Annotated in this window: 21 protein-coding genes; 8 read left to right on the top strand and 13 right to left on the bottom strand. The window is 64.6% G+C overall.

The genetic code is table 11. The features are described from left to right. Window positions 1–8 precede the first annotated feature (8 nt). The 4 genes from ACFOSU_RS09265 to ACFOSU_RS09250 are packed head-to-tail and all read right to left on the bottom strand — an operon-like array spanning window position 9 to window position 3,417. Window positions 9–707 (bottom strand): hypothetical protein, encoded by a 699-nt coding sequence (locus tag ACFOSU_RS09265; protein ID WP_380688720.1) that lies wholly within the window; start codon window positions 705–707, stop codon window positions 9–11. Window positions 708–715: 8 nt separating this feature from the next. Beyond that, on the bottom strand, window positions 716–1,480 hold the full coding sequence (locus tag ACFOSU_RS09260; RefSeq protein WP_380688718.1) for an MlaA family lipoprotein: 765 nt from the start codon (window positions 1,478–1,480) through the stop codon (window positions 716–718). A 33-nt stretch (window positions 1,481–1,513) separates the two neighbouring features. Continuing rightward, window positions 1,514–2,599 (bottom strand): NAD-dependent epimerase/dehydratase family protein, encoded by a 1,086-nt coding sequence (locus ACFOSU_RS09255; RefSeq protein ID WP_380688716.1) that lies wholly within the window; start codon window positions 2,597–2,599, stop codon window positions 1,514–1,516. Beyond that, window positions 2,599–3,417 (bottom strand): lysophospholipid acyltransferase family protein, encoded by an 819-nt coding sequence (locus ACFOSU_RS09250; RefSeq protein WP_380688714.1) that lies wholly within the window; start codon window positions 3,415–3,417, stop codon window positions 2,599–2,601. Before ACFOSU_RS09250 ends, ACFOSU_RS09255 begins: the two co-directional genes overlap by 1 nt. A gap of 125 nt (window positions 3,418–3,542) precedes the next feature. Between ACFOSU_RS09250 and ACFOSU_RS09245 the strand changes: the two genes are divergently transcribed. Beyond that, window positions 3,543–4,364: a ParB/RepB/Spo0J family partition protein gene (locus ACFOSU_RS09245; protein ID WP_380688712.1), complete on the top strand. Its 822-nt coding sequence runs from the start codon at window positions 3,543–3,545 to the stop codon at window positions 4,362–4,364. 45 nt (window positions 4,365–4,409) lie between these two features. Here ACFOSU_RS09245 and ACFOSU_RS09240 read toward each other — a convergent pair whose 3' ends face one another. From ACFOSU_RS09240 to ACFOSU_RS09225, 4 genes are all read right to left on the bottom strand, one after another. Next, window positions 4,410–4,586 carry a hypothetical protein gene (locus tag ACFOSU_RS09240; RefSeq protein ID WP_380688710.1) on the bottom strand — a complete coding sequence of 59 codons (177 nt, stop codon included), beginning with the start codon at window positions 4,584–4,586 and terminating at the stop codon, window positions 4,410–4,412. 43 nt (window positions 4,587–4,629) lie between these two features. Further along, window positions 4,630–4,998 carry a c-type cytochrome gene (locus ACFOSU_RS09235; protein WP_380688708.1) on the bottom strand — a complete coding sequence of 123 codons (369 nt, stop codon included), beginning with the start codon at window positions 4,996–4,998 and terminating at the stop codon, window positions 4,630–4,632. 14 nt (window positions 4,999–5,012) lie between these two features. Further along, a complete protein-coding gene (locus ACFOSU_RS09230) occupies window positions 5,013–5,354 on the bottom strand; it encodes a c-type cytochrome (protein WP_380688706.1) in 342 nt (113 codons plus the stop codon). Window positions 5,355–5,681: 327 nt separating this feature from the next. Beyond that, on the bottom strand, window positions 5,682–6,356 hold the full coding sequence (locus tag ACFOSU_RS09225) for a hypothetical protein (protein WP_380688704.1): 675 nt from the start codon (window positions 6,354–6,356) through the stop codon (window positions 5,682–5,684). Between the two features lie 60 nt (window positions 6,357–6,416). On the opposite strand from ACFOSU_RS09225, the gene ACFOSU_RS09220 reads away from it, so the two are divergent. The 3 genes from ACFOSU_RS09220 to ACFOSU_RS09210 all read left to right on the top strand — a co-directional run bounded on the left by ACFOSU_RS09220 (window position 6,417) and on the right by ACFOSU_RS09210 (window position 9,399). Then, a complete protein-coding gene (locus ACFOSU_RS09220; RefSeq protein ID WP_380688702.1) occupies window positions 6,417–6,689 on the top strand; it encodes an acylphosphatase in 273 nt (90 codons plus the stop codon). Window positions 6,690–6,738: 49 nt separating this feature from the next. Beyond that, window positions 6,739–7,476, top strand: coding sequence for a hypothetical protein (locus ACFOSU_RS09215; RefSeq protein WP_380688700.1), 738 nt, complete (start codon window positions 6,739–6,741; stop codon window positions 7,474–7,476). Between the two features lie 312 nt (window positions 7,477–7,788). Continuing rightward, complete coding sequence (locus tag ACFOSU_RS09210; RefSeq protein ID WP_380688698.1) at window positions 7,789–9,399, top strand: peptide chain release factor 3; 1,611 nt, start codon at window positions 7,789–7,791, stop codon at window positions 9,397–9,399. 12 nt (window positions 9,400–9,411) lie between these two features. On the opposite strand, the gene ACFOSU_RS09205 is transcribed toward ACFOSU_RS09210, so the two are convergent. Further along, window positions 9,412–10,944, bottom strand: a complete 1,533-nt coding sequence (locus ACFOSU_RS09205; RefSeq protein WP_380688697.1) for a Ppx/GppA phosphatase family protein — start codon at window positions 10,942–10,944, stop codon at window positions 9,412–9,414. Window positions 10,945–11,139: 195 nt separating this feature from the next. On the opposite strand from ACFOSU_RS09205, the gene ACFOSU_RS09200 reads away from it, so the two are divergent. Continuing rightward, the gene (locus tag ACFOSU_RS09200) at window positions 11,140–11,634 is read left to right on the top strand and encodes a C40 family peptidase (RefSeq protein ID WP_380688695.1); all 495 of its coding nucleotides are present in this window, start codon (window positions 11,140–11,142) and stop codon (window positions 11,632–11,634) included. Window positions 11,635–11,683: 49 nt separating this feature from the next. Next, window positions 11,684–12,556 (top strand): ion transporter, encoded by an 873-nt coding sequence (locus tag ACFOSU_RS09195; RefSeq protein WP_380688692.1) that lies wholly within the window; start codon window positions 11,684–11,686, stop codon window positions 12,554–12,556. Window positions 12,557–12,675: 119 nt separating this feature from the next. On the opposite strand, the gene ACFOSU_RS09190 is transcribed toward ACFOSU_RS09195, so the two are convergent. The 4 genes from ACFOSU_RS09190 to ACFOSU_RS09175 all read right to left on the bottom strand — a co-directional run bounded on the left by ACFOSU_RS09190 (window position 12,676) and on the right by ACFOSU_RS09175 (window position 16,802). Beyond that, entirely contained in the window at window positions 12,676–13,866 is a 1,191-nt protein-coding gene (locus tag ACFOSU_RS09190) for an acyl-CoA desaturase (RefSeq protein WP_380688690.1), read from the bottom strand. Window positions 13,867–14,134: 268 nt separating this feature from the next. After that, complete coding sequence (ttcA, locus tag ACFOSU_RS09185; protein ID WP_380688688.1) at window positions 14,135–14,956, bottom strand: tRNA 2-thiocytidine(32) synthetase TtcA; 822 nt, start codon at window positions 14,954–14,956, stop codon at window positions 14,135–14,137. 89 nt (window positions 14,957–15,045) lie between these two features. Beyond that, window positions 15,046–15,924 (bottom strand): fructosamine kinase family protein, encoded by an 879-nt coding sequence (locus ACFOSU_RS09180; RefSeq protein WP_380688686.1) that lies wholly within the window; start codon window positions 15,922–15,924, stop codon window positions 15,046–15,048. Beyond that, complete coding sequence (locus ACFOSU_RS09175) at window positions 15,921–16,802, bottom strand: 5'-3' exonuclease (protein ID WP_380688684.1); 882 nt, start codon at window positions 16,800–16,802, stop codon at window positions 15,921–15,923. The genes ACFOSU_RS09180 and ACFOSU_RS09175 overlap by 4 nt, the downstream gene beginning before the upstream one ends. Before the next feature lie 105 nt (window positions 16,803–16,907). Here ACFOSU_RS09175 and ACFOSU_RS09170 point away from each other — a divergent pair, with 105 nt between their 5' ends. Both ACFOSU_RS09170 and ACFOSU_RS09165 read left to right on the top strand, forming a co-directional pair. Further along, window positions 16,908–17,672 carry a DUF4412 domain-containing protein gene (locus ACFOSU_RS09170; RefSeq protein ID WP_380688682.1) on the top strand — a complete coding sequence of 255 codons (765 nt, stop codon included), beginning with the start codon at window positions 16,908–16,910 and terminating at the stop codon, window positions 17,670–17,672. Window positions 17,673–17,838: 166 nt separating this feature from the next. Next, the gene (locus ACFOSU_RS09165; protein WP_380688680.1) at window positions 17,839–19,005 is read left to right on the top strand and encodes an NAD(P) transhydrogenase subunit alpha; all 1,167 of its coding nucleotides are present in this window, start codon (window positions 17,839–17,841) and stop codon (window positions 19,003–19,005) included. Window positions 19,006–19,018 lie beyond the last annotated feature (13 nt).

Raw genomic sequence — 19,018 nt, 5'->3', positions numbered from 1 at the left:
GGCGCAGACTAGCTGGAACGCACGAAAAAACGGACCACGTTGCGTGCCCACTCGCCGATGGTGCGGGCGAGACGCTCGGCAGGTCCCCGGTACTCGAGACAGGCACGGTCGGCGGCATCCGCCAGGCCCGGCGCGAAACGCACCCGCAGCTTGGCGAGCGCACTGTCGTCGGCGGCCACGAACTGGCGGAACAGCCAGTTCCAGGGCAGGTTCCAGCGCCGGCCACGATGCACCCGGGCCACGAAATCGACGATATATGGCGTGCCGTTCGCATCCACCAGGATATTGCTGGGCGCACGTAGGTCGCAGTGCGCCACCCCGCGCTCATGCATCGCCGCGACCAGCGCGGTGAGCCGTTGATACGCCGCTTCCGGCACGTCGGCCCTGGGCCAGGGCGTCGCCGGCAGATACTCGATCAGCAGGCCGCGGGCATCGATCTGGCGATGGATCCGGGGGATGCCGACGAGACCGGCCAGCCGGGTCAAGGCGCTGGCCTCGCGCCAGATGAGCACGGGCGCGATGACGCGCCCGAACCAGCCCGGCGTGCGCGCATAATCCTTGAAGATCGCGCGCGCGGCCCCGTGCGCGACCAGCGCCACCTCGGGTTCGGTCGCGCCGCCGGCCTTGAAATAGTGCTGGGCACGCGCGTGCAGCTGTTCACGTGAGAGCTGCGTGAGCCACTGCAACTCGGCATCGTCGTCGGCCATGCGTGGCGCTATTCGTCGTCGGCGCCCATGTCATCGCCGTACATGCGCTCGGGCGGCACATTGCCGTCATAAACCGCTTTCAGCCGGTTCTCCAGATAATAGCCGCGCAGAAACGCATAGGGGTCGAACTGCTGGTTCAGCGTCTCCTCGAAGCCCAGCAGGCTGGCGCGCAGGTTGAGCACTTCCAGACCGCGCAGCATATAGGGCAGGTACGGATAGTTCTGGTCGATTTCATGGAATTCATCGAGATAGGTGATCGGGTACAGGAACTGATCACCCAGGCTGCCGGTGAAATCGCGCCCACTGCTGGGTCCCAGGAACGGCAGCACCAGGTACGGCCCCTGGCCGAGGCCGTAGTAACCGAAGGTTTGACCGAAATCCTCGTCCGGATCGGCGATGCCGATATTGCTGGCGACGTCGAACAGACCGCCCACGCCGGCGGTGGTATTGACCATGAACCGGCCGAGCGCGACGTTGAACGAGTCGAACTTGAGCTGCAGCGCGCTGTTGACGATGGTCACCGGCGCGTGTGCATTGTGGAAGAAATTGGTCACGCTGCGCTGGACCGGATCCGGCGTGATCTTGTCGTAGCCGCGCGCCACCGGCTGCAGGATATAGCGATCAGCCGTGTCGTTGAATTTGTAAACCGCCCGGTTGACCGGCTCGATCGGGTCCCAGGGATCGGAGGGCGGGCTGTGGACACAGCCGGCCAGCACGACAAGTCCCAGAAGACTGGCCACATAGGCCAGGGGGCGCGACAGGTTATTCATCATTGAGCCTCGAGAATGACGTTCGCCGCATTCGAACTACTTGTTGCCGCGGTAGTGGCCGAGCAGTTCGGTGAGCGAGCGCTGCGGTTTGAAATCGAAGGTGCGTGCAAACAGGCTACCGTCGATGATCACCGCATATTTGAAGAAGTTGATCAGATAATCCGGCGGCGCATACCGCCCCAGCGCGCGCACCGCCCGCCGGGCAAGCACTGGCGGCACCGAGGGCAGAAACAGGCGCCGGCATCCGGCCAGTTGGAGCGCATCCTGGTACGCGACATAGTCATCCGGAGCGATATTATATACGCCCGGGTGGTTGTGCTCGAACGAACGCACCACGGCGTCGGCCATGTCCTCGACGTGGATGAACTGCATCAGCGGCGAAAAACCCAGCAGGCACGGCGCGACCGGCTGCGACAGCATTCGGCTGATCTCGTTGTTGATGCCGGGGCCGGCGATATGACAGGGCCGCAGGATCGCGATATTGAGTTCGGGATGCTTGTACAGATAGATATTGAACAGATTCTCGAGCTCGACCGCGTCCACGACCTCGCGCATGAGATTGGCCGCGCGCATCGGATATTCCTCGTCGATGAGCGAGGGATTGCGCGCATCCGCGCCGTAGACGTGGAAGGTCGACAGCGCGATGATCTGATCCACGCCGTATTTCAGTGCCAGCCGCAGCAGCCGCGCGGTGCCGGTGACGTTGGCCGAGTAGCGCCGGCCACGCGTCGACTGGGTGAACCGGATCCGGCCCAGATGAATGATCGCGGTGAAGCCATGCTCGCGAAACACGTCCTCGAACGGGCGCGTGTTGAAGTCGACCACGTAGTCGACCGTATCCGGGTAGCTCGTCTGCAGGCCGCGAAACTCGACGCCGACCACGTCATAGTTTTCCTTGAGCATGGCGATGACGTGCTGGGCCAGCGCACCGGCCGCGCCGGTGACCATCACCTTGCCGCGGGCCTGGCTGCCGATACCCGCGGGCGCGGCGCCCGCCTGCTTGCGGGCGGCATCGGCGGGCGCGCGCCGGCGGGCCGGGGTCTTGCGCTTGGGCGCCGTTGTGTCCGCAGTGCTGGTGCCCGGCGCCGTGCTGCGCTGGGCGGGCGTCTTGCGCTCGGTCATCAAAAAATACTCTTGCGCTGGGCGATGCCCGTATCGATCAGGTCGCGGATGGCATCCTTGACCTCTTCGACCCGCCACTCCACGTCGCGCTCGCTGCGCGCATCGTTGGCATAGGACATGGGCGTGCCGAAATTCAGAAACACGCGCGCGGGCAACGGCACCAGCGGCGCGAGCGGGAAATACGGCAGCCCGAGCATTTTCGCCAACGGCTTGATATTGACCAGCGACGGCATGGTTTCCTCGCAGCCGACCACCCCGACCGGCACGATCGGCGTGCCATGTTCCATCGCCAGATGCATGAAGCCATGACCGAAGCGCTGCAGCTGATAACGCAGCCGATACGGCTTGCCCGAGCCCCGCACGCCTTCCGGAAACACCACGATGGCCTCTTCGCGCTCGAGCATGCGCGCGCAGTTCTTGGGGTCGCCGATGACGCCGCCCACCGAGTTCATCCAGTTGCCCAGAAACGGCACCGACGGAAACCAGCGCTCGATCATCGAGCGCGGCAGACGCGCGTCTTCGCTCTTGTTGGCCACCGAGAAACTCACCATCACCCCGTCCATGGGCAGCTGACCGCTGTGGTTGCCCACGATCAGCAGACGACCCTCGGCCGGAATGTTTTCGAGCCCGAACGCATTGACGCGAAAATAGTTTTCATAGAGCCAGCGCACCGCCATGAAGGTGATCTTCGCGGTGTCGGGGTTCAGGCCCCAGGGGTCATACCCCTGGCTGCCGATGTTGTGCATGGGCAATGCGTCGACCAGCGCGTCGACCTCACGGCTCACCGTCCGTGGTTTGAGAAATTGCCGGGTGCGCATATACAGTCCTCGCACGTCATCGCGGCGCCGGGACGGCCCCGTGCCTTTGGTTTTTTATGATCCAGCCTGTCACCATCGAGCTTATCACGCGTCACCGACGTATTTAACGCGCCCCGCCAGCTGTCATGACCGACCGATCCACAACCGCGCAGCCCGGCGCGACCACCGTCGTCACCGTGCCGATCGAGCTGATCCGGGCGGGCACCAGCCAGGCGCGCACGGCCTTCGACAGCGCTGCCCTGGCGGAGCTGGCCGCGTCCATTCGTGAATCCGGTGTCATCCAGCCCGTGGTCGTCAGCGGCGCGGCGGATACAGGCTACCGGCTGCTGGCCGGCGAGCGGCGCTGGCGGGCCGCACAACAGGTCGGGCTCGACGAACTGCCGGCCATCATCCGCAACGACCTGTCCGCCGAGGAAGCGGCGGTTCTGGGCCTGATCGAGAACCTGCAGCGCGAGTCGCTGGGCGTCATGGATACCGCTCGCGGCCTGGGCCAGCTGTGCGACGCCCATGGCCTGACCCACGACGCCGTGGCCCGGCGCATCGGCAAATCGCGCGTCTATGTGACCAACTACCTGCGGGTGCGCCAACTCGCCGAGCCGGTGCAAAGACTATTGGAGGACGGCGCCCTGCAGCTGGGCCATGCCAAGATTCTGGCGGGCCTGGATACCCGGCACCAGATCGCGCTGGCACGCCGGGCCGCACAGCGTCACATGACCGTACGGGCGCTCGAGCAGGCCGCGCGCCGGATCGATGAAGACAACATCCCCAGCGACAGCGCGACGAACGAGGGGCTGGCCGAACTGGAAACACGTCTGGCCGATCACGTCGGCAACGCCGTGAAGATCCACTACGACGCCGACCGCCGCCACGGCGAGCTGCGTATCAGCTTTCATGACCTGGATGAGTTCGACGGCCTGCTGGCGCGGCTGGGATATGTCGGCGAGTAGATGCGTGGGCGTTAGCTGCCAGCGGTCAACGCATCGAGGAAGGAACTAGCGCCGGCGCGAGGGCTCGCGGGTTTTCTTGACCGCGCCCATCAAACCGCAGCCGACGATCACGGCCACGCCGATGCCGATCCACAGTGGCGGCACGCCCAGCACGAACGCACCGTAGCCGAGCGCGGCCACGACGACGATCACGCCGATCATGTAAATGGCGAAATTGGACATGCTATCCCCCGGCCATGCCGCGCGCAGGCGGCACGAAGTGGTATCAGTCGACGTGCGGCGTGTGCAGCGGCCCGGCCGACTGCTGGCTGAAATAGGTGGCCAGCGCCTTGAGCTGGGCATCGGTCATGTTCTGTACCTGACCGGCCATGATCCCGTTCTTGCGCCCGCCGTCGCGATAGGCCTTGAGGCTGTGCAGCAGGTAGTTCTGGTGCTGGCCCGCCAGCACCGGGAACGTCGCGGTCTGCGATACCCCGTTCTTGCCGTGACAGCTGGCACAGGTCTGGGTGGCCTGCGCAACCCAGTCGCTGTCTGCCGGTTTATCCTGCTCGCCGTGCTCGCCCTGGGCGAACGCGACCGCCGACAAGCCGACCAGCGCGGCGAACATCACAATGCGCGAAACTGCCTGCATCATCTTCATCTGCCCCATTATTCCGGCTTCTGCTGCGAAAGGAACGCCGCGATATTCTGGATATCCTCGTCACTCAGGCTCGATGCCTGCGCGTGCATCGTGGCGTGCTCGCGCGCGCCGCTGCGGTACTCCTTGAGCGCGGAGACGATATACGCCGCGTGCTGACCGCCGATCTTGGGCACGTGATAAGTCGGATAGGCGTTGTTGTATTCCGGGATGCCGTGACAACCCATGCAGGTATAGAAGCGTTCCTTGCCCGCGGCGGCGTCCCCCTGGGCGTCACCCTGGGCGAGCGCCGGTGTGGCGACACCAAGGCAACACACAATGGCCATCAGGCCCATACGCCAGCTATGCATCATCAAAAATCTCCCGGTATCAGCCTGCGCCATGGAGCCCGGCGCAGCGATATGCTCTTGTAAAAGCGCTGTCGAGTCAATTCCCCGCGCTCTGTTCGGCTACCGCTGCCGGCGCCGTCGGCATCGCGCCGGCATGGCTTGCGCATGGCCGCTCAGCGACCGACGTATTGCGTACAAACCCGTTGTGGCAGCGTCCGAGCGCTCACTCAGCCCCATCTCGAAGCCCTGAGCGATAACGGCGCCGGGCTGGACCCGCCCGCAAGCCGAACGAACCCCGTCAATCTCCACCATGACGGCCAGACGCGATCCGGGCCAACGCGATCGATACGTCTAGGATTCCTCGTCGGCCCCGGTATGAGGCTCGAAGATCTGGGCGATACTGGCGTTGAGATTGAAGCCGGATCGCCCGGCGGCGCGCGCCTGGCTGCCGAAGTCGCGCTCATCGAGTTGCAACATCACCAGTTGCGCCACCCCGCCCGCCGGCCCGCCGGCCGGGCCCGACCAGACGCCGATGCGAGGCTCGCCGGTGCCGGCCTGCGGCAGGCCACCGCCGTAGATACCGCGCAGTCGTTCGGGCATGAGCGCGTCGGCGCCCCCGTCCAGCGGCGAGGTGCTCAGTTGCACGTCGAGCCAGCTGCGCCAGCGCTGGGAGGTCAGCGGCGCCAGACGCTCGGCCGGCAGCCGATCGACGACGCGGCGCACCAGTCCGGCGGCCGCGTCGCGGCCGTGGCGCACCAGTGAACGCCGGTCACGCGATCCCTGATCGAGACGTTCGTGAACCGTCTGCGAGCCCGGCAGGCTCATGCAGCCATCGATATGCGCGCGCAGCCGCAGCGTTTCGCCCTGGCCGTGCGGCGTGGTGGTCAGCGCCACCGTCGCCGTCAACCACGGCGCACCGCCATAGGGATTGGGCACACGCAGCTGCACGTGCGCGTCCTGGGCACGCGCGAGTTGCTCGTCACGGCCGGTGAATCGGCGCAGCGGACGACGAATGAAATTGAACATCAAGCGCTCCGCGTTACTTTTTCGTTAAAATAAAGTGAATACCCATCGAGCATCACGCTAATGATCGTACGCCATTTTACCGTCAGCGGCCGTGTCCAGGGCGTGGGCTTTCGCGCCGCCACCTGCGACACCGCCCGCCGCCTGGGCCTGAACGGCTGGGTTCGCAACCTTGCCGACGGGCGGGTGGAGATCATGGCATCGGGCGAGCAAACCGCTCTCGACAGCCTGCGCGACTGGCTCGGCGACGGCCCGACCCTGGCACGCGTGTCACAGACGATCGAGCACGACACGCCGGAAACCACCGACCTGCCGACGCCGTTCGCCATCCGCTGAACTGCTTGGCGCGCATCACGATCATCGAATACACCCGGAACGTGAAATCATGAATCAAATCAACGAACGCCGCTTACCCGTCTGGGCCTGGCTATGGTTTCCGGTGGTGCTTTATTTCGGCCATTACCTGTGCCGCTGGCTGCTGGACCCGGCGGTCTACGATCGCTTCATCGACCATGAGTCGGGCTTCACCGAGACCGCGACCCTCGTGCTGCTCGCTGCCGCGCTGGTCATCGGCATTCGCGTTCTGCAGCATGCATGGCGTACGCGCGACCGGAGACTCGTAGCCTTCTTTGCTCTCTTCTGCCTGGGCTGTCTTTATTTTCTCGGCGAGGAAGCCAGCTGGGGCCAGCACCTGTTCGACTGGGCTACGCCCGATGCCTGGAAGAGCATGAACAATCAGAACGAAACCAACCTGCACAACTCGAGCGATCTGGCCGGCTCACTGCTCGACCAGCTACCGCGCAATCTGCTGTCGGTGGCCATTCTCGTCGGCGGCGCGATCCTGCCCTTGATACGCGCCGCACGCGGCATTACCTATGATCGCGGGACGTTCAAGGCCATCGTGATGCCGGGCATCATCTGTGTGCCGGCCGCCCTGATCGCACCGCTGGCCTCGATACCGGAAAAGATTCTGGATAAATCGTTCGGTGACGTGCCCTGGCCGTTCGATATCAAGGCCGGCGAGGTCAAGGAGTTGATGATCGCGGCGTTTCTGCTGGTTTATATTGTCGCCGTCTGGCGCGAATTCCATCAACGGATTACCGGGGCAAGAGAAGCCGGATAGCGCAGATAAAGGAAGGCCCGAATCGGGAGGGCAACCGATCCGGGCCTGAAAAAGACGCCGCCAGGGGGAGAACGGCGCCATCATCGCAGCGGCATGACTCGGGTAGGATGCACGCTGCGTTGGCAGATGAACGGTGAAGGGGGAACACCGATCCTGCGAAGACAGTCGGGAATGAATCCCTCTGTCGACGCGAAGAAGTATAGGTAAAACCGATCGCTGTTCATAATTGAATTTCTTCAAACTATGAATAGCGTTGCACTATACAGATATTTTTCCAGCCCACACAGCATATTACGGCCGCCCGGAGCACCGATGAGCCCAGCACCTGACGCTGACAACAGCCCTGCCGCGCGCGAATCCGCGAAGCGACGCACGTTCGCGATCATCTCCCACCCCGACGCGGGCAAGACCACGCTCACCGAGAAACTGCTGTTGTTCGGCGGCGCGATCCAGCTCGCCGGCACGGTCAAGGGCCGCAAGGCGACCCGCCACGCCACCTCCGACTGGATGGCCATGGAACAGTCGCGCGGCATTTCCGTGACCACTTCGGTGATGCAGTTCCCTTATAACGACCGCATCGTCAATCTGCTCGACACGCCCGGCCACGAGGACTTCTCGGAAGACACCTATCGCACCCTCACGGCGGTCGATTCGGCGCTGATGGTCATCGACATCGCCAAGGGCGTGGAGCCGCGCACGATCAAGCTGATGGAAGTCTGCCGGCTGCGCACCACGCCGATCTTCACCTTCATCAACAAGATGGATCGCGAAGGCCGCCCGCCGCTGGAGGTACTCGACGAAGTCGAGGAGGTGCTGGGCATCGCCTGCGCGCCGATCACCTGGCCTATCGGCATGGGCAGCCAGTTCAAGGGCGTCTATCACCTGCTCGAGGACAAGGTGCATCTCTATGAAGGCGGCGACAACGAGGCCGGCGGCAAGACCGTGACCATGGACGGGCTCGACGATCCGCGCCTCAAGGAGATTGCCGGCCAGTACTACGACGACCTGCTCGAGGAGATCGAGCTGGTACGCGAAGCCGGCGACGGCTTCGACCTGGAAATGTATCTCGCCGGCGAACTCACGCCCGTGTTCTTCGGCTCGGCAGTGAACAACTTCGGCATCCGCCCGCTGCTGGATGCATTCGTGGAATGGGCGCCGGCGCCGATTGCGCGCGCGACCACCAGCCGCGACGTGGTCCCCAGCGAAGAGCCGCTGTCGGGCTTCGTGTTCAAGATTCAGGCGAACATGGACCCGCAGCATCGCGACCGTATCGCCTTCATGCGCGTGTGCTCCGGGCACTACGAGAAGGGCATGAAAATGCAGCATCTGCGTGCCGGCAAGGAGATTCGCGTCAACGACGCCATCACCTTCATGGCCAATCGCCGCGAGGCCGCCGAGAGCGCCTGGCCGGGCGATATCATCGGCATTCACAACCACGGCACCATCGCCATCGGCGACTGCTTCTCGCAGGGCGAGGATCTGCAGTTCACCGGCATCCCCAACTTCGCGCCGGAACTGTTCCAGCGCGTGGTCCTGCGCGACCCGCTCAAGGCGAAGGCGCTGCACAAGGGCCTGGATCAGCTGTGCGAGGAAGGCGCGACCCAGGTGTTTCGCCCGGTCAACAACAACGACGTCATCCTGGGCGCGGTCGGCGTGCTCCAGTTCGACGTGGTCGCCGAGCGGCTCAAGACCGAATACAACGTCAACGCCGGCTTCGAGGCGATCAATGTCTATACCGCGCGCTGGATCTACGCCGATGAGCGCGAGATGCGGCGTTTTCGCGATCGCATGGACGACGGCGTGGCCGAGGACCACGGCGGCGCGCTGGTCTATCTCGCCCCGTCCCGGGTGAAGTTGCAGCTGACCGAGGAGCGCTGGCCGGAGATCACCTTCGCCAGCACCCGCGAGTACAACAACGGCTGATGTGCGCCGCTGCTAGGCGTCGATGAACGACGTCTTCAGGGTGATGCCCGCGCGCGCCAGCTGTTCGGCCTCTCGGGTCAGGTCGGCGCGCGTGAGCGGGCGCTCGGCCAGCCAGTCGGCCTCGCACAGCAGGCGCAGGCCGCCCTTGCCGGCCTGCAGGCGCGCCGGCGGCACGGCCTGAGGATTGCGCCCGCGGTGGAGTATCACCGCGAGCCGCAGCACCACCACCAGCCGCTCGGCGGTGACCCGCCACTGCGGCGCGAGCGCGTCGAGGATATCCACGCGAAAACGGCCTCGATGCAAACGCACGAGCGTGGCCAGTATCGCCTGATCGGCGCGCGAAAAACCCTGCAGGTCGGCGTTGCGAAGGATGTATTCGCCGTGCTTGTGATAGCCCTTGTGCGAAATCGCCAGGCCGATCTCGTGCAGCAGCGCCGCCCAGCGCAGCAGGCGTACCGCCATGGGGCCGGTGTCCTCGTCGTAGTAATCGTCGGCATCACCGAGCAGTCGTATGGCGGTGTCCGCCACGCGCTCGCCCTGGCCGCGATCGACGTCGTAGCGACCGCTTGCAGACTTCACGCCCTGCTCGCGCGCATCGTGGTCGTGCAGCCGGCCCAGCAGGTCGGCGACCACACCCTCGCGCAGTGCCTTGTCGGAGACCCGCATGGACTGCACTTCAAGACTTTCGAAGATCGCGGTCAGCACCGCCAGCCCGCCCGGAAATATCACGCGCCGATCATCCGAGACGCCGGGTAACGACAGCTTGTCGACCCGCCCGGCCTTGATCATCGCCCGCGCCAGCATGTCCAGGCTGTCCGGGGTGATGGTCTCGTCCGCGCGCTCCGCGCCCGCGGCCCGCAGGATCGATTTGACGCTGCCGGATGCGCCGATCGCCACGTCCCAGCCGGCGTCGCGATAGGCGCGCGCGATCGGCTCGAGCGTCAGCCGCGCGTCCATCACCGCCGCGCGCCAGCCCTTGCGCGTGATCCGGCCGTCGGCGAAGAAGCGCTGCATCTGCACGACCGCCCCCAGCGATACGCTTTCCACGAGTTTCGGCTCGGCGAGCGCGCCGATGATCAATTCCGTGGAGCCGCCGCCGATATCGACCACCAGCCGATCGGGACTATCCGTGCCCAGGTCCTGGATCACGCCGCCGTAGATCAGGCGCGCTTCCTCGGCCCCGTAGATGACCTCGATCGGGTGGCCCAACGCTTCGCTGGCACGGGCGATGAAGTCGTCGGCGCCCCGCGCGCGCCGCAGGGTGTTGGTCCCGACCGCACGCACGTGATCGTGGCGCAAACCGCGCAGACGTTGACCGAATCGCTCGAGACAGGCCAGCGCGCGCGCGCATGAATCCGGGTCGAGGGTACCGTCCTCGCTCAGGCCGGCCGCCAGGCGCACCGACTCCTTGAGCCGGTCGACGACGTGCAGTTTTCCGCCATCGTCGCGCACCACGATCATGTGAAAACTGTTCGACCCGAGGTCCACCGCGGCCACGGTCTGGGAGGCGCTCTGGCGCAGGGGGCTTTCCAAGAGAGGGTTCATGCGGCTATCTTATGGGCAAGTGCATGGGGGGCGCGAGGGCCGAGACGTTTTGCAAGAACGCCGAATGAAAATAAACCATGCGGTTTCGGCATGACCGTTTACGCGCGCGCGGGTGCTACCCCCTGTTCGCCCCGCGCACTGCTTATACTCGCATTGTTGACGCTGACTGTAAGCGGTTGCGCGACCCAGCCAGAGATGCGCTACAGCCGTCAGGCCAACCACGGCAAAGCCTCCCCCGACGACAATAAGCTGGCACGGAGCAGCGCACTGGGCCTGTCCGCCTCGAAAAGACGCCGGGCGAGCAACGACGACGCGCTCGAGGACGCATTGCACGAGTATTATCAGCAGTGGCACGGCGTGCCGTATCGCTACGGCGGCCGCGACCAGAACGGTATCGACTGCTCCAGCTTCGTGCGTCAGACCCTGGGCACGATCGAGTCGCTGGATCTGCCCCGCACCACCAGCGAACAGGCCGTACGCGGCGAGCCAGTGGACCGCAGCGAACTGTCGCCGGGCGATCTGGTGTTCTTCAAGACCGGCCGTTCGGGGCGCCACGTCGGTGTCTATGTCGGCAATGGTCGTTTCATGCACGCCTCGTCAAGCAAGGGCGTCACCATCTCGCGTCTGGACAACATCTACTGGCGCAGGCATTACTGGCAGTCGCGCCGCGTGACCTCGGCCCCCCGCTGACCGGGGATCACCCGGCCACCAGGCGCCCTCGGGCCGCAGGTCCCGTGCCATGAACAAACCCACAGACGACCTGCGCACCCGCCTGCGCGACATCATATTCGGCACCGATACGCCGGCCGGACGCATCTTCGATATCGCCCTGCTGGTATTGATCATCGGCAGCGTGATCAATCTCATGCTGATCTCGGTGGCGGCCATCGAGATGCGTGTCGGCACGCTGCTGCACGGACTGGAATGGCTGTTCACGCTGTTCTTCAGCATCGAATACATCACCCGTATCTATGTCGCACGCCGACGCTGGGCTTATATCCGCAGTTTCTACGGCCTCATCGATCTGGTGTCGATTCTGCCGCTGTATCTGGCCCTGATCCTGCCCTCGGCGCATTATTTCGTGGCCGTGCGCGTGCTGCGCGTGATGCGCATCTTCCGCGTGCTCAAGCTCGTGCGCTACGCCAACGACGCCAATGTGCTCACCCGTTCGCTACGCCACGCCCAACGCAAGATGCAGATCTTTCTCGGCGTACTGGCGCTGATCACCACGGTGCTGGGCGCAGTGATGTACGTGGTGGAAGGCCCGGCGCAGGGCTTCACCAGCATTCCGCGCAGCATGTACTGGGCGGTGGTGACAATCACCACGGTCGGCTACGGAGATATCGCACCCGGCACCGCCATCGGCCAGACGATCGCCGGTGTGGCGATCATGCTCGGCTATGCCCTTCTGGCGGTCACCGGCGGCATCATCACCGCCGAACTGACCAACGAGATCCGCAACGAGCGCCAGCGCCGCCAGTGCCCACACTGTGAACGCAGCGGCCACGAGGTGGATGCCCATTACTGCAAGTTCTGCGGCGGCGACCTGAACCACGACGACGAGCCACCGGACGACGAAGAACAGGCCGCGTCCCGCGACAAGCTCGACTGAGACCGATGACCGGCGGCGGACGAAGGCGGCCGCCGACACGAGTTGCGCTTACGTCATCCACAAAAAAGCCCGCCGCGAAAATCGCGGCGGGCCGTCATTCGGCCGGTTGCCCTGACGAGCTAGGCAGCGCGTGCCGGCTCGGCCTGGGCGTGCTCGATCAGCCGGTGTGATACCGAACGGCGCAGCATCTCGTGGGCCCGTTCGATGGCACGATCAAGACCCTCGTGGCGGATCTTGAACTGCTTGTGCGCCCGCGCCTTGAACTCCTCGGCGCTCGGGAACTCGGGCAGCTCGATCTCGGCCAGATAGGCTTCGGCCGCGCTCCAGCGATCACGCGCATGAGAGCGCAGATCGTCGAGGATATGGCTGCCTTCCCAGCGCTGACGGATGTTCGCGCTGATGCGATCGGCAGAGAAGCCGTCGGCGATATAGAGCGCGCACTTGTCGATGATCTTCTGCGTCGGCGCCTTCTCGTTGGCGAGAATCGTCTTCGGCGGCTGGCGCAGGTCCCAGACCAGGCCCAGCTGCTTGAGCCCGAGCAGACCGTAATAGGTGGTATCGAACTCCCACCAGAAAAAGCCGTTGCGCGCGGTCGACGGATAGTAGTGGTGGTTGTTGTGCCAGCCCTCACCCATCGTCAGGATCGCCAGGAACCAGTTATTACGCGAATCGTCACCGGTGAGATAACGCTGCTTGCCGATCATGTGGTTCAGCGAATTCACGGTGAACGTGGCGTGATAGACGAGCACGGTCGACAGCAGGAAGCCCGAGAACAGACCCGCCCAGCCGCCGACGACGAAGCACAGCACCGCCAGGATCAGACCCGGAATGTACTGGTGACGCTCGACCCAGCGCAGCTCCGGATACTTGGAGAAATCCTTGATCAGATCCATGTCCGGGTTGGCGCGCGCTTCACGATAGACCCAGCCGACGTGCGCATCGAATACGCCGTACTGGCGCGGCGAATGCGAATCGGCCGGCATGTCGGCGTCGCGATGATGCTCGCGGTGCTTGGCGGCCCACCAGAGCGGACCTTTCTGGAACGCGGTGGAACCCACGACGGCCAGCACGAACTGGAACGCGCGGCTGGTCTTGTAGCCACGGTGCGAGAAATAGCGATGGTAGCCCGCGGTGATCGAGAACACGCGCGCGACATAAAGCCCCGCGCAGATCGCGATCGAGGTCGCGGTGAAGCCGGTCCACCAGATGCCGATCAACGCCACGTGCAGCAACGCAAATGGCATGAATTCGACCCAGTTGAAACGGTCCTCCATTTCTGGATTGGCCGGATACTTCCTTTCTGCGGTCATTGGCTTAACGCCCTCGTCGTGTGTCCTGGGTATTAGGTGCAGTGCACAACTGTTCACTGACGCCCCTGAGTATGAGGTAGATAGGAATCGTTTTCAAGAAAAGCGGATGACATTGTTTGCCGTCGAACGCCCTGTTCAAGGCATGCAAACGGTCATGCAGGATACGCGCCAGCCTTATCATGCGACGCGCTGTTCGGGTATCTCCTGGCTCTGAGACCACACTGTGGCGATGTCGTTCGCTGCGCGTAAAGCCGCGCGGAAAGGCAGCCTAATCGAGCGCAGCGAAGTCGAACAGTTCGCGGTCGGCCATCTGCGACGGGGCGATGCGGGTCATCGAGCGAAAGATACGATCGCTTCGGCCCGGGTCGGCGGCCTCCCATTCGGCCAGCATCGCCTTGATGTTCTGGCGCTGCATGTTTGCCTGCGAACCGCACAGCGTGCAGGGAATGATCGGGTACTGATGCAGGCGCGCGAATTTCTCGATATCGCGCTCGCCGCAGTAGGCCAGCGGCCGGATCACCACATTGTCGCCGTCGTCGGAGCGCAGCTTGGGTGGCATCGCAGCCATGCGCCCGCCATGGAACATGTTCAAAAACAACGTCTCGATCATGTCGTCGCGGTGATGCCCGAGCGCCATCCGGTTGTAGCCGTTGTCTTTCGCGTATTGATAGAGAATGCCGCGGCGCAGACGCGAACACAGACCACACATGGTCTTGCCGGCCTCGATCTTGTCGGTGACCACGCTGTAGGTGTCGCGCTCGATGACGTGATAGTCGACCCCGAGTGCCTGCAGATATTCCGGCAGCACGAACTCGGGGAAGCCGGGTTGCTTCTGGTCCAGATTGACGGCGGTCAGCGTGAACCGTACCGGCGCCTTGGCCTGCAGATACAACAGCATATCGAGCAGCGTATAGCTGTCCTTGCCGCCGGACAGACACACCATGATGCGGTCGCCGTCGCGAATCATGTCGTAGTCGGTGATCGCCTGCGCAGTGAGCCGGCGCAGGCGTTTGGTCAGCTTGTTGGCCGCCACCGATCCCGGCTTCAGGCCGGCCGGCGGTCGTGTGTCCAGGACGGGAATATCAGACATGAGCGCCACGTTGTTGGCTGCGAAAACCGAAGAATCAGCGCGCGATTGTAACGCTCGCCAGCACCGGCGACACGCGCAGCCAGCCTGGATCAGCTCAACGCACGCAGCTGCGCGATCACCCGCCGGCTCTCGGCCACGTAATGGCCGCCGAACAGGCGCGCGTGATTGAGCAGGTGATAGAGCTGGTAGAGCGGGCGCCGGACATGCCGATAACCGTCGCTCATCGGCCACGCGCCCCAGTAGGCTTCGAAGAACAGCGGCGAGAAACCGCCGAACAGTTCGGCCATGGCGAGATCGGTCTCGCGGTCGCCATAGTAGACCGCCGGATCGAACACCACCGGCGTGCCGCGGTCGTCCATGGCGACGTTGCCGCCCCACAGATCGCCGTGTACCAGCGACGCCTCGGGCCGGTGCCCGGCCAGCAGATCGCCGAGAATGCCCAGCAGTACGTCGCCCTCGCGTGCCAGCGCCGGGTGCGCGGGGGCGAGCGCATCGAGCATCGCCGCCAGCCGGTTTTCGCGCCAGAACTCGTGCCAGCGCGGATGCCGGGCATTGGGCTGCGGGCTGGAGCCGATGGTGTTGTCGCGCTCCCAGCCGTAGCGCGTCGCCACCACCCCATGCATGTCGGCCAGCGCTTCGCCCAGGCGCGTCATCGCCGCCGGCGACAGCGGTTGCAGGTCGATGTACTCGAGCACCAGATAGGCATGCGAGGCGATCTCGCCACAGACCAGCGGCTGCGGCACACGCAGGCCGACCGCCTGCTGCAATTCGCGCAGGCCGGCGGCCTCGGCGGCGAACATATGCCCGCGATCGGCCCGGTTGAGCTTGACGAAGTAACGCGATGTGCTGTCTTCCAGCCGGTACGCCGTGTTGATCGAGCCGCCGCCGAGGCGCGTCTGGCGCTGACTGACAAACGCCGTGCCCGCGGCTTCGCCGATCTGCGCTTCGATCGCGGGCCAGTCGATCACGGCGCGTCGTGCGCCGCAGCCGCCAGCCCCAGACGTGACCGCAAGCGGCTGCCCACACCGAGCCGGTCACAGATCGCCGCGAGGGCGTCGTGATCCACCGGGCGCCGCCGGATATCGCGCTGCTCGGCGTCGAGGGCGATATCGGTCACGATCGTCGCCAGCCGGCGCGACAACCGCGCCTGTTCGGCGTATGCCTGTAGCTTTGCTGCCAGCGACTTCGCGCCCCTCAGGCCGCTGGCGGCCACGGCGGCGCAATCCGCCAGCATCGTCTCCAGATCACCGAAGCGCTGGATCAACGCCGCGGCCGTCTTGGCGCCGATACCGGGCACGCCGGGAATATTGTCGACGGTATCGCCGACCAGGGCGAGATAATCGGGAATCGCGGCCGGGTCGACGCCGAATCGGGCGCGAATAGCGTCGGCGTCATAACGGATTTCGCGAGCGTAATCCCAGAGCGTATCGCCCACGCCGAGCAGCTGGGCCAGGTCCTTGTCGGAGGACACAACGGTGACCGGCGTGTCGGCGCCGGCGGCGAGCGTGCCGATCAGGTCGTCGGCCTCGTAGACCGGGCTCGACAGCGTCTTGACCCCCAGTGCCTCGCTGATCTCGCGACAGGCGGCGATCTGGTCGACCAGATCCTGCGGCGGCGTCTCGCGATTGGCCTTGTATTGGGGATACCAGTCGTTGCGAAACGACGTGGTCAGCGATTCATCGAACGCGGCCGCGACCTCGGCATCGTCAGCCACGGCCAGCAACTGGTGCAGAAAGGTCGCGTAGCCGTAGATTGCGTTTACCGGCCGGCCGTCGCGCCCGGTCATGCTCGACGGCAGCGAATGAAAGGCCCGGAAGATATAGACACTGGCGTCAACAAGCAGCATGGCGCTAGTCTAGCCCAGCATGCCTGTCGGTGTATGCGTTTGCAGGCCCCTCGCGGCCACCGCGACACCGCCATTCCCGAACCGCAAAAAGCACACGGATACGACATGAACCGAATCGCGCTCCACGCCGCCGCCCTTGCCCTCGTTCTGGGTTTCGCCAGTGCCGCGCAGGCGGCAAGCGACGACACCACGCTCGTGTACCAGGGCGCCAATGGGCGCTTCACCGTGGATATCCGCCCCGGTGAAGTACGCATCGATGACGCCAGCGACCAGTGGCAGCTCTATGAGCAGAACGAAGCGACCATATTTTCGGTCAACCCCGCCGATCGCACCTATACCCGCCTGGACAAGAGCGTGGCCGGCAATATCCGTTCACGCGTCGATTCCCTGCGCGCCCAGGTGGAAAACAAGGTCCAGCAGCTGCCGGAAAATCAGCGCGCCACGGCCCGCGCGGCACTCATTCAATCGATGCCGGCGCTGGACTCCAGCGAGCACAAGGTCGGCCTCGATCGTACCGGGCAGACCGATACCGTGGCCGGGGTGAACTGCAGCGTCGTGCAAGTGGTGCGCGACGGCAAGCCCGCGGAGAGCCTGTGCGTGGCCAGCGCCGAAGATCTGGATATTTCGGAGAAGAGCTTCGACAGCGTCCAGGCGATGTTCACGCTGATGCAGACCATGCTCGCCGGTACCGGTTTCGAGGCCGCCGGCCTGCCCTATCTGAGCCTGTCGGGCATGCCGCTGCGTTTCACCGACACCAACACCGGCGAAAAGCGTCAGCTGACCCGCATCAGCCACGACACGATCCCCGAATCCCACTTCACCATCCCCGACAGCTATATCGAAACCTCGATCACCATCGACGGCGGCTAAGGGCGCGCCATAGCCGGGTTTTCGCCCCGCTGTTGCTACGAAAGCCGTACTATTTCGGTTAGACTCGGAAAGGCTCTACCGGGCTTGCGGCATTTGGGGATGATTCACGCGCAAGCGATCGCCTGCGCGCCGCGCCGGGTATTCATCGCAACAAACAAGGGAAGACATGAGCGTAACTATCGCAGTCCCGAAGGAGACGGCCAGCGGCGAACATCGCGTCGCCATGGTGCCGAAGGTGGCCGACAAGCTGGCCAAACTCAACGTCGACATCCTGGTCGCCAAGGGCGCCGGCGAAGGCAGCCGGATCCCGGACGATGCCTTCAATGAACCGGTCCAGATGTCCGGCCGCGCCGCCGATATCTTCGGCGCCGACGTGGTGCTCGCGGTCAACGCCCCGGATGCCAAGTCGATCGGCAAGATGAAGAAGGGCTCGGTGCTGATCAGCTTCGTGCAGGCCCATAACAACCCCGACGTGGTCGACGCACTCAACAAGGCCTCGGTGACCTGTTTCGCCATGGAACTGGTGCCGCGCATCACCCGCGCCCAATCGATGGATGCGCTGTCCTCGCAGGCATCGGCGGCCGGCTACAAGGCCGCGCTGATGGCGGCCAGTTCGCTCAATCGCTTCCTGCCCATGCTCACCACCGCCGCGGGCACCATCCGTCCGGCCAAGGTGCTGGTCATCGGCGCCGGCGTGGCCGGCCTGCAGGCGATCGCGACCTCCAAACGCCTGGGCGCCAAGGTGTACGCCTATGACGTGCGTACCGACACCAAGGAACAGGTCGAGTCGCTGGGCGCGGACTTCCTGATGGCCGAGGGCGTCAAGGCCGAGGCCGAAGGCGGTTATGCGCGCGAGTTGACCGACGACGAGAAGAAGAAACAGCAGGACATGCTGGAAAAGAACATGGCCGACGCGGATGCAGTGATCACCACTGCCGCCGTACCCGGCCGTCCGGCGCCCAAGATCATCTCCAAGGCGATGGTCGAGGCCATGAAGCCGGGTTCGGTGCTCATCGACCTGGGCGCCTCCGGCGGCGGCAACTGCGAACTGACCCAGCCCGACGAGACCGTCACCCACGGCAGCGTCACCATCTACGGGCCGTCCAACGTGCCGGCGCTGCTGGCCGAACATGCCAGCGAGATGTATGCGCAGAACGTGTTCAACTTCCTGCAACTGATCGTGGTGCCGGAAGAAGGTCAGGAGGACGCCAAGCCGGCGGACAAGACATACAAGCTCGATATCAACTGGGACGACGAAGTCCTGGCCAAGTCGGCGCTCACGCACAACGGCGAAATCGTCAACGAAGCCGCCAAGGAAGCGCTCAAGGGTTAGGCCACAGGCCTTG

Source organism: Salinisphaera aquimarina (assembly GCF_042643355.1).
Classification (GTDB): domain Bacteria; phylum Pseudomonadota; class Gammaproteobacteria; order Nevskiales; family Salinisphaeraceae; genus Salinisphaera; species Salinisphaera aquimarina.
The sequence above is the reverse complement of the archived record's forward strand: the minus strand, read 5'-3'. Positions and strand labels throughout refer to the sequence as shown.

Coding starts and splice junctions, on each gene's coding strand:
- ACFOSU_RS09225 (WP_380688704.1), bottom strand. CDS start 6,356: ATGTTCAATTTCATTCGTCGTCCGCTGCGCCGATTCACCGGCCGTGAC.
- ACFOSU_RS09255 (WP_380688716.1), bottom strand. CDS start 2,599: ATGACCGAGCGCAAGACGCCCGCCCAGCGCAGCACGGCGCCGGGCACC.
- ACFOSU_RS09195 (WP_380688692.1), top strand. CDS start 11,684: ATGAACAAACCCACAGACGACCTGCGCACCCGCCTGCGCGACATCATA.
- ACFOSU_RS09170 (WP_380688682.1), top strand. CDS start 16,908: ATGAACCGAATCGCGCTCCACGCCGCCGCCCTTGCCCTCGTTCTGGGT.
- ttcA (WP_380688688.1), bottom strand. CDS start 14,956: ATGTCTGATATTCCCGTCCTGGACACACGACCGCCGGCCGGCCTGAAG.
- ACFOSU_RS09210 (WP_380688698.1), top strand. CDS start 7,789: ATGAGCCCAGCACCTGACGCTGACAACAGCCCTGCCGCGCGCGAATCC.
- ACFOSU_RS09200 (WP_380688695.1), top strand. CDS start 11,140: ATGCGCTACAGCCGTCAGGCCAACCACGGCAAAGCCTCCCCCGACGAC.
- ACFOSU_RS09235 (WP_380688708.1), bottom strand. CDS start 4,998: ATGATGCAGGCAGTTTCGCGCATTGTGATGTTCGCCGCGCTGGTCGGC.
- ACFOSU_RS09220 (WP_380688702.1), top strand. CDS start 6,417: ATGATCGTACGCCATTTTACCGTCAGCGGCCGTGTCCAGGGCGTGGGC.
- ACFOSU_RS09215 (WP_380688700.1), top strand. CDS start 6,739: ATGAATCAAATCAACGAACGCCGCTTACCCGTCTGGGCCTGGCTATGG.
- ACFOSU_RS09165 (WP_380688680.1), top strand. CDS start 17,839: ATGAGCGTAACTATCGCAGTCCCGAAGGAGACGGCCAGCGGCGAACAT.
- ACFOSU_RS09175 (WP_380688684.1), bottom strand. CDS start 16,802: ATGCTGCTTGTTGACGCCAGTGTCTATATCTTCCGGGCCTTTCATTCG.
- ACFOSU_RS09230 (WP_380688706.1), bottom strand. CDS start 5,354: ATGATGCATAGCTGGCGTATGGGCCTGATGGCCATTGTGTGTTGCCTT.
- ACFOSU_RS09240 (WP_380688710.1), bottom strand. CDS start 4,586: ATGTCCAATTTCGCCATTTACATGATCGGCGTGATCGTCGTCGTGGCC.
- ACFOSU_RS09245 (WP_380688712.1), top strand. CDS start 3,543: ATGACCGACCGATCCACAACCGCGCAGCCCGGCGCGACCACCGTCGTC.
- ACFOSU_RS09265 (WP_380688720.1), bottom strand. CDS start 707: ATGGCCGACGACGATGCCGAGTTGCAGTGGCTCACGCAGCTCTCACGT.
- ACFOSU_RS09260 (WP_380688718.1), bottom strand. CDS start 1,480: ATGATGAATAACCTGTCGCGCCCCCTGGCCTATGTGGCCAGTCTTCTG.
- ACFOSU_RS09190 (WP_380688690.1), bottom strand. CDS start 13,866: ATGACCGCAGAAAGGAAGTATCCGGCCAATCCAGAAATGGAGGACCGT.
- ACFOSU_RS09250 (WP_380688714.1), bottom strand. CDS start 3,417: ATGCGCACCCGGCAATTTCTCAAACCACGGACGGTGAGCCGTGAGGTC.
- ACFOSU_RS09205 (WP_380688697.1), bottom strand. CDS start 10,944: ATGAACCCTCTCTTGGAAAGCCCCCTGCGCCAGAGCGCCTCCCAGACC.